Source organism: Parazoarcus communis, from assembly GCF_003111665.1.
In the GTDB taxonomy this organism is placed as follows: domain Bacteria; phylum Pseudomonadota; class Gammaproteobacteria; order Burkholderiales; family Rhodocyclaceae; genus Parazoarcus; species Parazoarcus communis_B.
In genome coordinates, this window is record NZ_CP022188.1 from 3,384,546 (window position 1) to 3,397,192 (window position 12,647).

Below are 12,647 nucleotides of genomic sequence, written 5' to 3' on the forward strand. Positions count from 1 at the left end.
TGCGCAGCTAAGGTCGATACGCAGCCTGTACCGAAAGACGAATGGAAACGCGGCGAGGCTTGCAGGGGCTGCTGCGCAAAGCCATGGGCGATGCGACTGCGATACGTCAGGATCGGTTCCATGCCATCAGTGCTCGGTCGGAGTGCCTGCGTCGGTCATAACATTGTCAACGTGGTCGTCGTGAGTCGCGCGCAAGGCACTGCTCAGGTGGCATACTCCTCGGCTGTGTCAGGTGCGTCAATAATGCTCAAGGACTAGCAAGGACGCGGCGCAGCGGCCGTTTTGGTGCGCGTTGTCGATGGTTCTGCTCGAGAGCAGGCGCTATCCCCGGCAATCGATTGCTGGACCAAACTTTGCTTGAGTCGGTCGTCTTCACTTGGTGACATTCATCATGAAATTTCTGCTCGTCGACGATCATGCGTTGTTCCGCCATGGCTTGCGTGAGTTGTTGTCCCGGCTTGCCGGAAACCATGTCTTCGTTGAGGCGGAGAATTGCGCGGTAGCCTTGGCCGAGGTGAGTGCTCACCCGGATATCGATCTCATCCTGCTGGACCTGGCTTTACCCGATCTGAACGGGCTGGATGGCCTGGTGCGGCTGCGGGAGCTGTGCCCGACGACCCCTGTAGTGCTGCTGTCGGCCAACGAGAATTCGCACATCATTGTCGATGGCCTGCGTCGCGGTGCGCAGGGGTTTATCCCGAAGTCCTCGAGCATTGAGGAGATGACAGCAGCGTTGAAGCAGGTTCTTGCGGGAGAGATCTACGTGCCGATGATCGGCATGGTGGGGCGGGCCGAACCGCCGGACGAGAATCGCACGCTTACGGTGCGGCAACGCGAGGTATTGGCGCTGCTGGTGAAGAACCTGTCGAACAAGGAAATTGCCGACGCCCTGGGCATGCGCGTGAACACCGTGCGGGTGCATGTGGCGGCCATTCTCAAGATTCTCGATGTCGAGAACCGTAACGATGCGGCACGCGTTGCGCTCGGCATGGGAGTGGCAAATGGTGGCTGACGCATCGGTGGCGCAGGGCTTTCAGGCCCGGATTCACGACGAGCAGATCGAGTTGCTGTTCCGATATACGCCTCTCGCGCAGATGACGAACCTGACTGTGGCGACGGTGCTGGTCGGCTTCCTCTGGCGCGTCATCGATCCGGACATCCTGCTGGGCTGGTGGGCAGCCGTTGCCGTCGTCGTGCTGTTCCGCCTGGGGCTGACGATCGCCTATCGGCGCCGCGCTGCCGGCACGCGGATTGCATGGCATACGCTGATGACCGCAGGCGCCGTTTTGTCCGGTGTGACATGGGGAGCGGCGGGCGTGCTGTTCTTTGTACCTGAGTCGGCGGTCACGCTCGTCTTTCTGACGATCATTCTGGCAGGCATGTCGGCGGGCACGATTGCATCCCACTCATCGTGGCCGCCGGCGCAGTTTTCCTATGCCATTCTGACCATGACACCCATCGCGGTGTGTTATCTGCTTGAAGGCAGCGAGCTCTGGATCCTCGGGCTGATGTGTCTGATTTATCTTGTCAATGTGCTTGCCTTCGCGCGCCAGCTCAGCCGGACGCTGCTTGAGTCCATGCGCTTGCGGCTGGAGAATCAGGAACTGGTGCAACAGTTGCGCGAGGAGATGTCGGCTGCGGAAGTGGCACGTGCGCGTGCAGAGGACGCGAACCTGGCCAAGTCGAAATTTCTTGCAGCGGCCAGCCACGATTTGCGCCAGCCGCTGCAGGCCATGAACCTGTTCATCGAGGCGCTGCGCACCGAGAAGGACCCCGTGCGCGCTGAGCGGGCGCGCGTTGCCCTGGGCGATTCGGCGCAGGCGCTGGAGGGCTTGCTCAATGATCTGCTCGACATCTCCAGGCTGGAGGCGGGATTGTTCAGCCCAAGAATCCGGATAATTTCGCTGCAGGCGCTATTCGATGGACTGCAGCGTGAGCTGCAGCCACTGGCTGAAGAGAAAGGGATCGAGCTGGGCTTCGTCAGGACGCGCCTCAAGGTTGCGAGTGATCCCAGCATGCTGGGCCGCATCCTGCGCAACATCATCACCAATGCCATCCGTTACACGGAGCAGGGCGCAGTGCTCGTGGGCTGCCGCCGCAAAGGTGATCAGGTCGCAATTGCGCTTTGCGACACGGGCCCCGGAATCGAGCCTGAGTTTCACAAAGCCATCTTCCGCGAGTTCTATCAACTGGGAAATCCCGAGCGTGACCGCCAGAAAGGGCTGGGGCTGGGGCTCGCAATTGTCGACGGATTGTGTCGCATCCTCGATCATCCCCTTGAGCTCAAGTCCAGGGTGGGGCATGGCTCCACCTTCTCGGTTCACGTTCCGAGTGCCGCAGGGGATTTGCCCTGCCTCGATGACACCGAGGAGACAGCGTCCTCTGGCTTGCGCGGCTTCGCCGTTGTGGTGGTCGATGACGACCTGGCCATTCGCGAGGCCTTGGCTGAGGTTCTCTGCGGCTGGGGCTGCCACGTACTGACCGCCGAGAGCGCAGGGGATGCGCTTTCGCAGCTGGCCGACGCCGCCTTCTCGCCAGACGCGATCATTGCTGACTACCGGTTGCGCGAGGGGCGCTCCGGGACCGAGGCCATTGCCGGGATCAGACGCGCCCTTGGCCGCGACGTGCCGGCTGCCATTCTGACCGGCGACACCGCCCCGGAAAGGCTGCGTGAGGCCAGCGCCAGTGGCCTCCTGTTACTGCATAAGCCCGTGCAGCCGTCGCGACTGCGCGCGGTCCTTTCGCGATGGCACGCTGAAGCGGTCGGTGCGTTGCATGAACTTGCCTGAGCGGCCGATCGACTGCGACTCGGCAAGGCGCTCTGCTGCTCTCCCTAAGCGTCATCGGTAGCGTTGGCCGTCGGCTTTCCCGAGAGTCGATGGGCAGAACCGGGCCTGTCGGTGCCGGCGCACATCGAGCGGGATTCCCGCCGCAAACAGTTCATTCCGGAAAACGATGTCGCGATGAAACTGCCCCTGACCCTGAATCCCAGTGTCGGTGCGGCATCGCAGGGTTCTGCATTGGTGTTCTAGTCCTTGGGCATTATTGACGCACCCGATCCGCGTGAAGAATATGCCGCCAGATGGATCGGCGCCGAGCGACTGGAGTAACGAAGATTTGTTCAACTCGCGCTGTCCTTGTGTCGCAGCTCTGTACTAAACAAAGGACTCCCTACGATGATTTCACGCGCAAAAATCGCTGCGGCAGTGCTAGGTGCCGCGAGCCTGCTCGCAAGCTCCTCCGCTCTGGCCACTTTGATCTACGATGAGGCAGTCAGTGGCGACTTCAGCGCTGCTCCCTCGTCGCCCACGGCTCTTGGCTCGCTCGCGGTCGGCACCAGTACGGTGTTCGGCAGCTTGGTCAACACCTCCCCAAGCGACGAAGACGGGATCGATGTTTTCGGCTTCGTGGTGGCGGCTGGCACCGAGGTGTCAAAGATCCTGTTCAGCTTCAATGCGAGTTCCTATCCCGGTGGTGCCAACGTCTACCTCGTCAGCGGGCCGGGCAGCGCGGGTACGACCCTGGGATCACTGAATACGTCGGGTGCGAGTGTTACGAGTGGCGACGATCTGTTCACGAACGCCATTTTCGGCTTTGGCGGGCCGCTCACCGCGGGCACATACACCTTCGACCTGCGTGGTTTCGGTTCGGGCATGGGGCTCGATAGCTACAGCATGGACTTCGTCGTTGCGGATCTGAACGCGCCCCACACTGTTCCCGAGCCGTCTTCTGTGTTGCTCGTGGGTTTGGGCGTGCTGGGGTTGTCAGCGGCAAGGACGCGCCGTCGCCGCAGTGGTGCCGGCACGCTGGCCTGCTGAGCGCAGCCGCCGTCACATTGTCCTGCAGCGCCACCCGGGCGAGAGCGACGTATTCTCAGCCTTCGCTGCTGGCGGGTGGGCCGCCGGTCGGGGGGGCGGATGCTCGTCGGCTGTGCGGCCGTTTCGAAAACCCGCTCGCTGCTGCCCCTGCCTTCAGTAACGCACGCCGTCCGGCGGCGTGAACGAGTCGATGGCGTTGAGGTAGGCCGCGCGTGCGAAGGCGCTCGGGTCGGGCGAGTTGTGCTGGCTCATCGAACCCTTCAGTTGCGCGACCGAGTCGTATTCCCGCTCTTCGAGCCAGCGGCCGATGCCTTGCAGCACTTCGCGCAGGGCCTGCGGGCCACGCTGCAGCAGAGCGCTGGCAAGATGCACCACGTCCGCACCGGCGAGCAGCATCTTGAGGGCATCGTCCGCGCTATGCACGCCGCCGGTGGCCGCCAGCGACACGCCTGTGCGGCCACGCAGAATGGCGATCCAGCGCATTGTGAGCAAGGCGTCGGCGGAGCTTGAAAGCTGCACGCGGTCGACCACCGTGAGTGTCTCGAGGTCGATGTCCGGCTGGAAGAAGCGGTTGAACATTGAAACGCCCGCGGCACCGGCCTGTTCTGCCTGCTGCACAAAATGCGGTAGCGAGGAGAAGAAAGGCGACAGCTTCATGCTGATCGGCACGTTCACGACGGCTTTCAGGGATTGCAGCAGCGAGAGGTAGCGGTGTTCAGTCTCGGCCGCGGTGACACCCGGATCGCTGGGCATGTACCAGGCATTCAGCTCGAGCGCATCCGCACCCGCGGCCTGCATCTCTTTGCCCAGTTCCACCCAGCCACCGGCCGATGAGCCGTTAAGGCTTGCGACCACCGGGATGGAGAGGCGGGACTTCAGTCGCTGGATCTGTTCCAGATACGTGTCCAGCCGGCTCTGATAATCATGACCGGCGGGCAGGTGTCCCGCCGATTCGCCGAAGGCGTCGGGGTTGAGCAGAAAGCGGTCCATCATCTGCTCGTCACGCTTTACGTCCTCCTCGAACAGCGAATGCATGACGACGGCTGCAGCGCCGGCGTCTTCGAGGTGCAGCATCGCATCCAGATCGTGGCTGAGCGGCGTGGAGGAGGGCACGAGCGGATTCTTCAGCGCCAGGCCCAGATAGGTGGTGGATAGATCAGGCATCGGGCGTTTCCTTGGTTGCGGCAGCGTCTTTGGCAGTTTCGTCGAGGGCCACCTCGGGCAGCACCATTTCGGAGAGTTCCACGTATTCCTGATGGCGCAGGCGCGCGTCCTTGCCGGCCTGCGCGATGAAGCTGGCCGAGGCCTGTGGATTGATCCGCTCGAGCACGGTGAATCGTGCTTCGGTGCGGGCGAAATCGCCGAACGGAATGCTCGGTGCGGCGCTATCGACCGACAAGGGGTTCTTGCCGCGCTCGCGCTGGCGTGGGTCATAGCGCAGCAGCGGCCAGTGTCCGGACTTGACCGCGAGGTCCTGCTGGCGATGGTTGTGCTGCATGTCCACGCCGTGGGCGATGCACGGGCTGTAGGCGATGATGATCGATACCCCGGGATAGCTCTCGGCCTCGATGAAGGCCTTGAGCGTATGCACGTCCTTGGCCCCGTAGGCGACCTGGGCGACGTAGACGTTCTCGTAGTCCATGGCGATCCGGGCGAGATCCTTCTTGCGGTTCGGTTTTCCGCCCGCGGCAAACTTGGCCACCGCGCCGCGCGGCGTCGCCTTGGAGTTCTGGCCACCGGTGTTGGAATAGACCTCGGTGTCGAGCACCAGGATATTGACGTTCTCGCCCGAAGCCAGCACATGGTCGAGGCCGCCGAAACCGATGTCGTATGCCCAGCCGTCGCCGCCGATAATCCACACACTGCGGCGGATAAGATAGTCGGCGATCGTTGCCAGCGCCTCGGCGGCAGGCGTGGCAAGCTCAGACAGTTGCGCCTTGAGCGCGGCGACGCGTTGGCGCTGCTCATGAATGCCGGCTTCGTCTTCCTGGTCGGCCTCCAGCACGGACCGAACCAGTTCCTCACCGAGAGCCGGCGTCATCTCCCGCAACTTTACCTGTGCGGCCTTGGCCAGCTGGTCGGTTGCCAGGCGCATGCCGAGGCCGAATTCGGCGTTGTCCTCGAACAGCGAGTTGCTCCATGCCGGGCCCCTGCCTTCGGCGTTGGTGGTGTAGGGCGTGGTGGGCAGGTTGCCGCCGTAGATCGACGAACAGCCGGTGGCGTTTGCCACCATCATGCGGTCGCCGAAGAGTTGCGTGGCGAGGCGGATATAGGGTGTTTCGCCACAGCCCACGCAGGCCCCCGAAAACTCGAACAATGGTGTCAGCAGCATCGAGCCCGGTACCGTGGTGCGCTTGGCCAGCTTGCGGTCATAGTCGGGCAGTTTGACGAAGAAGTCCCAGTTCTCCGCTTCGCGCTCGCGCAGCGGGGCCTGCTCGGCCATGTTGATCGCCTTGCGCGAGACGTTCGACTTGTCGCGGATCGGGCAGATATCGACACACAGCGTGCAGCCGGTGCAGTCCTCCGGCGCGACCTGGTAGGTCATCTTCCAGCCGCTCGGGTAGTCCTTACTGCGGATCGCCATCTGCTTGAAGGTCGAGGGCGCCCCGGTGGCGAGCTCCGCCGGGTAGGCCTTGACGCGGATCGCAGCGTGAGGGCACACGAACACGCACTTGCCGCACTGCGTGCACAGGTCGCTCTCGACGACCGGAATCTGCAGCGCGAGGTTGCGCTTCTCGTAGCGGGCAGTGCCGGTCGGCCAGGTGCCGTCGGCGGGAAACAGCGACACCGGCAGCGCATCGCCCTTGCCGGCGATCAACGGCAGGGTCAGCCTGCGTACAAACTCGGATGCCTGCGGTTCGCTGCGCGCCTGGGTACTGCTCGCAGCGCTGTCATGGGTCTGCGGCAGCGCCACTTCGTGCAGGCAGGCCAGGGTCATGTCGATGGCGCGGTAGTTCAGTTCGGCAATGCGACGCCCCTTGCGACCGTATGTCTTTTCCACCGCGTGCTTGATCGCGGCAATGGCTTCGTCCTGAGGCAGAATTCCCGAAATTGCAAAGAAGCAGGTCTGCATCACGGTGTTGATGCGCCGCCCCATGCCGGCGTCCTGCGCCACCTGATAGGCGTCGATCACATGCAGGTGGATGCGCTTGTCGATCAGCTGTCGCTGCATCGTGGCGGGCAGCGTTTCCCAAACCCTGTCCGGGGCTATCGGCGTGTTGAGCAGAAACACGGCGCCCGGCGCGGCGTGCGACAGCAGGTCGTGCGTTTCGAGAAAGAGCGGCTGATGGCAGGCCACGAACTTCGCATCGCCCGCGCCAGTGAGGTAGGTCGAACGGATCGGTTGGGTGCCGAATCGCAGGTGCGACACCGTCATCGCACCCGATTTCTTGGAGTCGTAGACGAAGTAGCCCTGTGCGTTGAGCTCGGTCTCGTCACCGATAATCTTGATCGAGTTCTTGTTGGCCGAAACCGTGCCGTCTGACCCGAGGCCGTAGAACACCGCGCCGAAGGTTTCGCGCACTGCGTCGGTGCGAAAGCCAGGGTCGTAAGGCAGCGACAGATGGGTGACATCGTCCTGAATGCCGACGGTGAAGCGTCGTTTCGGGCTCGGCTCGTCAAGGGCGGCCAACACCGAACATACCATCGCCGGATTGAATTCCTTGGAGGCCAGCCCATAGCGGCCGCCGGTGACCTTGGGCAAACGGGCAAACCGTGGCGCCTCGCCGGAGGCGTTCTCGGCCAGTGCCACCATCACGTCCTTGTACAAGGGTTCGCCCTCGGCGCCCGGCTCCTTGCAGCGGTCGAGCACCGCGATCGCGCGGGTTGTGGCGGGCAGGGCGGCAACCAGCGCTTCGGGTGCAAGGGGACGGAACAGGCGCACCTTAAGCAAGCCGACCTTTTCGCCCAGCCGATTCAGGTGCTCGACGGTTTCCTGTGCGGTTTCAGCGCCGGAGCCCATGAGCACGATCACGCGCTCGGCATCAGGCGCACCGACGTAGTCGAACAGCTTGTATTCGCGTCCGGTCGCCGCGGCGAACTGATCCATGCAGGCCTGCACGACGGCAGGGAAGGCATCGAACCACGGGTTACGGGCTTCGCAGGCCTGGAAGAACACATCGGGGTTCTGCGAACTGCCGCGCAGGACCGGGTGTTCCGGCGACAGCGCACGCTCGCGCTGGGCGGTGATGCGGTCCTGCGGCAACATGTCGCGCAGCAGCGCATCCTCGACCGGAATGATCTTTGCAACTTCGTGCGAGGTGCGGAAACCGTCAAAGAAGTGCAGCACCGGGATGCGTCCGGTGAGGCTGGCTGCCGAGGCAATCACCGCCATGTCCTGCGCTTCCTGAACCGAGTTCGAGGCCAGCAGCGCGAAGCCGGTGCCGCGCGTCGCCATCACGTCCGAGTGGTCGCCGAAAATCGACAGCGCATGTGTTGCCACCGCCCGTGCCGCGACATGAAAGACCGTCGGTGTGAGTTCGCCGGCGATCTTGTACATGTTGGGGATCATCAGCAGCAGGCCCTGCGAGGCGGTGAAGGTCGTCGCGAGTGCGCCGCCCTGCAAGGCGCCATGCACCGTGCCGGCCGCCCCCCCCTCCGACTGCAGTTCGACGACACGGGGAACGCAGCCCCAGACGTTGGTCTTGCCCTGTGACGCCCACTCGTCAGACAGCTCACCCATGCCTGACGAAGGGGTAATCGGATAGATGGCGATCACTTCCGAAACGCGATACGCCACATTGGCAACGGCTTCGTTGCCGTCGATGGTTAGCATGAGGTTCATGTCAAATCCAGCCCTGAAGAGTGCGCGGCGTGCTCGCGTGGAAGTGTTCGCGCCGTGAATGCTGCGTCGCAGCAACACCATTCTACGAGGATTCCAGATCCCGGTCTGGTTCAAATGTCATTGAACGGAGACTGTTTCGGAAGAGAGCTCAATGCCGGATGTGGGATTGGCGCTGAGCCGGGCTGATCTGCTCCGGGCTTTTCTGACCCGTCAAAATTGAGAGGATGGCTTCCAAAGAGATGAGGAAGTCATTCGCGAAGGTCCGGAGCAGGTCAGAACCACCAACGGAACATCAGCCAGCGCGGTCATTGATTTGAGGCGGGATGATCTGAGGCCGGAAAATGTCAGTTCGCCACCTGGCGGCGTACGGACCGGTCAGCTCACCCGGACCTCGACCTCCATCCCCGCAAACGCGTCAGCCGCGCCAACATAGGTGCCCGACACCGGCATCAACTGCTTGATGTCACGGGCAACGGCGACTGGAACCAGGTTGAAGCCGCCAATACTGCGATTGGTCGGATCGAAGTTGATCCAGCCGGCCCCAGGTACATAGACTTCTGCCCATGCGTGGGTGGAGCCGGACCCCGCGGAACCCGTCGCAGTGTTTTGCGGATCGTACAGATAGCCGGACACGATCCGGGCGCCCATGTCCAGGCTGCGCACCGCCTCGACGAACAATACTGCGAAGTCGCGGCACGAACCCCTCCCGCGGTCGAGCGATTCGGTTGGCGTCTGGGTGCCTTCGCTTTCGCGCACCTCGTACTGCAAGGCTTCGGCCACGCCGTGGCTGATTGCCTTCAGCAATTCCAGCGTATCGGGTGCGACGCCCCGCACGAATGACCGGGCCCACTTCTGCAGGCGCCCCATCGGATCAAGGTACTGCTGGATCGCGAGAGCGCCCAGATCAGCGCGATCATCGTTCGAATAGAAGAAGGGAAAATTGAGGGCTGACGCCGCAATATTGAAGATCGGCCAGGGGTTGCCGGTGAGGGCCAGTTCGACCGTGCTTTCGATCCGCAATGTGTCGGTCTGGCCGGCGAACGACGCCGTCGCGACAGCATTGCCCGAGACATCGTGCGCCCACGCGATCGTCGCGTCGGGAGATACCTTCAAGTCGTGCGACATGAGCTGCAGTTCACGACTTTCCCTTGGACGCAGCATCAGCCGATGCGGATTCAGACTGACCGCGTTGCGATAGTGATAGACCGTTGTATGACTGATTTGGATTCGGGTCACGGTGGCGCAGGGCTCCTGAAGAACGTCCAGACTAACACTTTATGTGGAAGCGGGCCGGAGACAAGCGCGTCCAGCAGGGTCTTCGTTCAGGGTTCTCCTGGATATGCGAAAGACAGTTTCTGCCGTCGATGTGTTCCTCGATTTCGAGGCCGCTCATCAGGCAGAATACGCGCTTGATGACGGGGCAGGGCAATGTCTTTCGATCCGATAGGCCTTGAGCTGTTTATTCGGGTGGCTACCCTGGGTATCGATGCAACACCGATGGAAGGCATCGAGGTCAAGGTGCGGGACGCGGAGTCCGGTCTGCCCGAAAAGGGCTATTCAGCCGACTACATGAAATTCGTCACCAAGTTCGGCCAGGCGCAATGATTGGCAGCGGCTGACACGGCGCGCACGTTTTCTCGGCGCTCCGCACGTCAGTCTGCGGGTGAGCCCCACTCCTGAAGAAATCTGGCGACGAAGTCCTGCATGTATTGCGTGCGCTCCTCGGCGAGCGCGCGGCCGCTGCTGGTGTTCATGCGATCCTTGAGGAGGAAGAGCTTCTCGTAGAAGTGGTTGAGGCTCGTCCCTTTTGCCGCCTTGTAGGCTTCAGCGGTGGCATGCATGACGGGCGCCTCGTCCGGGTCATACATCAGGCGCCCGGCGTGGCCGCCGTAGGCAAAGCAGCGCGCGATGCCGATTGCCCCGATGGCGTCGAGGCGGTCGGCATCCTGCACGCACTTGCCTTCGAGGGTCTTCATTGCGGTATGGACGCCCGCACCCTTGAATGAGATCGTCGCAACAATGTCCGTGACCCGATCGATCACGTCCTGCGTCGCGCCCTCCTGCCGCAGCAGGCGCGCGGCCTCGATGGGGCCCTTGGTGTCATCGCCGTCGTGAAATTTCCAGTCCGCGATGTCGTGGACCAGCGCGGCCAGCTCCGCCATGTCCACGTCCGCACCTTCTTGCGCAGCGATCTGCCGCGCGAGTTTTCTGACCCGGTTGATGTGGTGCCAGTCGTGGCCGGAGCTTTCGTCCGCGAATTTTGACTTGATGTGTTCGGCGACGCGCTCGACGAGCCTGCGTTGGGGTGTGTTCATGCTTGGGAGGAGTCCGGATCGGTCAGTAGTTCAGTGCTGCGCGGATAATACCAAGCGGAGCCACCCTGGCCAGCACCCGTCTGCAGACGGATTCCCTGACAACCGGGGGCGGCCAATGCGCATCGGGTGTCACACTAGTCCTGACGTAGCGCGCCGGCCAGGGTGACGGGCAGCAGGAAAGATGTTTTCTCCACCACCCGCGTTTCGGGGGCTTCGAGGTCCTGAATCGTGAAACGGATCTGCTGGCTGCCGCGCAGGGACGAATCTGCCGCGCCGGACACGCTCACCGACAGGCTTGTGATGCTGCCCGCTGCTGCGTCGAAAGTGTCGCTGCTTTCCAGACGGATGTCCGCCGGGCCGTCAACCTGTACGCGAAGGCGGCGGGGCTGCTCAAGCATGTTGGCGATCTTCAGGATGTAGTCGTTCTCGATTCGCCCCGCATCATCCAGTCGCATCAGGGCGTGCCGGTCGCGCAGGATATCCACCGCAAGCGGGGTGCGTTCGATCAGCATCCACACGCCGGTCGCTGCGAAGAGCACAAGCGCGGCCAGGTAGACCTGGACCCGGGGACGGAGCAGGGTGGGGCGCGGGGTGGCCTTCGGTGCGGACAACTCGCGTTCTGTTGCGAAGCGGATCAGGCCCTTGGGTGCGCCGATCCGTGTCATGACCTCATCGCAGGCGTCGATGCACAGCCCGCAGTTGATGCAGGCATATTGCAGGCCCTCGCGGATGTCGATTCCAGTCGGGCACACCTGAACACATACGCCGCAGTCGACACAGTCGCCCTGAGGTGCGCGCTCGGGCTGGCGCCTGGAAAGTGTTCCGCGTGGTTCGCCGCGCAGCACGTCATAGCTGACATTGCGGGTGTCGGGGTCGCCCATCACCCCCTGGAAGCGCGAGTAGGGACACATGTGCATGCACACCATCTCACGTGCGAACCCGGCCAGCAGGTAGGTGAATGCGGCATAGAAGAACACCCAGAACCCCTCCCATGGGCCGAGTTCGGCCGGCAGGCGCGCGAGCAGGTCGCGAATCGGGGTGAAGTAGCCGACAAAGGTGATCGCCGTCCACAACGCAATCGAAAGCCAGATCACGTGCTTGGTGGCCTTGATCGCAAATTTGAGCAGGCCGGGCGGGGACTGGTCCAGTCGCATCCGTGCCAGGTGGTCGCCCTCCACCCTGGTCTCGACCCAGCGAAAGATGGCGGTGTAGACGGTTTGCGGGCAGGCAAAACCGCAGAACACCCGCCCGGCCAGTGCCGTGGCGAAGAAAAGGCCGGTTGCGGCGACGATCAGCATCACCGCGAGCAGCATCGCGTCCTGCGGCCAGAGGACGAGGCCGAACAGGTGGAACTTGCGTTCTTCGATGTCAAACAGGACCGCCTGTTGGCCGCCCCATTCCAGCCAGCACAGACCGTAGAAAATGATCTGCGTGATCCACACCATGGACCAGCGCAAGGTGTTGTATCGGCCGGCGGTGGTGCGAGGGTGGATCTTCCCGGTCTTGTTGTAGAACTCGATCCGGGCGCCTTGGGCTTTGTTGACGCGCGCGTGCATGAGGGCTTTCTCCGTTGCGACCCGAATCACCTTCAAAATGAGGTGTTCCGGGCAGTGGCGCGAGTAAACCATCGGGCTGGCGAGCGTTACAGTCTCAGATTGTCGCTAAATTGACCATAACAGTTTGGAGAGGCTGCATCGGGTGGAAGCGAGCGGGGCCGGATGTGCCGGAACC

The 12,647-nt window shown here is 62.8% G+C and carries 9 protein-coding genes; 4 read left to right on the top strand and 5 right to left on the bottom strand.

All coding sequences use genetic code 11. From position 1 onward, the window contains the following. Positions 1-391: 391 nt before the first annotated feature. From CEW87_RS15520 to CEW87_RS15535, 3 genes are all read left to right on the top strand, one after another. A complete protein-coding gene (locus tag CEW87_RS15520) occupies positions 392-1,012 on the top strand; it encodes a response regulator (RefSeq protein WP_108974413.1) in 621 nt (206 codons plus the stop codon). Beyond that, positions 1,002-2,789, top strand: a complete 1,788-nt coding sequence (locus tag CEW87_RS15525) for a hybrid sensor histidine kinase/response regulator (RefSeq protein ID WP_159098181.1) — start codon at positions 1,002-1,004, stop codon at positions 2,787-2,789. The genes CEW87_RS15520 and CEW87_RS15525 overlap by 11 nt, the downstream gene beginning before the upstream one ends. Positions 2,790-3,176: 387 nt before the next feature. Next, positions 3,177-3,818, top strand: a complete 642-nt coding sequence (locus CEW87_RS15535; protein ID WP_108974419.1) for a PEP-CTERM sorting domain-containing protein — start codon at positions 3,177-3,179, stop codon at positions 3,816-3,818. 153 nt (positions 3,819-3,971) lie between these two features. Here the strand turns inward: CEW87_RS15535 and CEW87_RS15540 are convergent, their stop codons facing one another. From CEW87_RS15540 to CEW87_RS15550, 3 genes are all read right to left on the bottom strand, one after another. Continuing rightward, positions 3,972-4,982 (bottom strand): dihydroorotate dehydrogenase-like protein, encoded by a 1,011-nt coding sequence (locus CEW87_RS15540; protein WP_108974421.1) that lies wholly within the window; start codon positions 4,980-4,982, stop codon positions 3,972-3,974. Further along, complete coding sequence (nifJ, locus tag CEW87_RS15545; protein ID WP_108977259.1) at positions 4,975-8,601, bottom strand: pyruvate:ferredoxin (flavodoxin) oxidoreductase; 3,627 nt, start codon at positions 8,599-8,601, stop codon at positions 4,975-4,977. The genes CEW87_RS15540 and nifJ overlap by 8 nt, the downstream gene beginning before the upstream one ends. A 375-nt stretch (positions 8,602-8,976) precedes the next feature. After that, positions 8,977-9,837 (bottom strand): transglutaminase family protein, encoded by an 861-nt coding sequence (locus CEW87_RS15550; RefSeq protein WP_108974423.1) that lies wholly within the window; start codon positions 9,835-9,837, stop codon positions 8,977-8,979. A gap of 192 nt (positions 9,838-10,029) precedes the next feature. Here CEW87_RS15550 and CEW87_RS22465 point away from each other — a divergent pair, with 192 nt between their 5' ends. Further along, positions 10,030-10,206: a hypothetical protein gene (locus CEW87_RS22465; protein ID WP_159098182.1), complete on the top strand. Its 177-nt coding sequence runs from the start codon at positions 10,030-10,032 to the stop codon at positions 10,204-10,206. Between the two features lie 47 nt (positions 10,207-10,253). Here the strand turns inward: CEW87_RS22465 and CEW87_RS15555 are convergent, their stop codons facing one another. Together CEW87_RS15555 and ccoG are read right to left on the bottom strand one after the other, a co-directional pair. After that, a complete protein-coding gene (locus CEW87_RS15555) occupies positions 10,254-10,916 on the bottom strand; it encodes an HD domain-containing protein (protein WP_108974425.1) in 663 nt (220 codons plus the stop codon). Positions 10,917-11,050: 134 nt separating this feature from the next. Then, positions 11,051-12,472 carry a cytochrome c oxidase accessory protein CcoG gene (ccoG, locus tag CEW87_RS15560; protein ID WP_108977261.1) on the bottom strand — a complete coding sequence of 474 codons (1,422 nt, stop codon included), beginning with the start codon at positions 12,470-12,472 and terminating at the stop codon, positions 11,051-11,053. Positions 12,473-12,647: the final 175 nt, after the last annotated feature.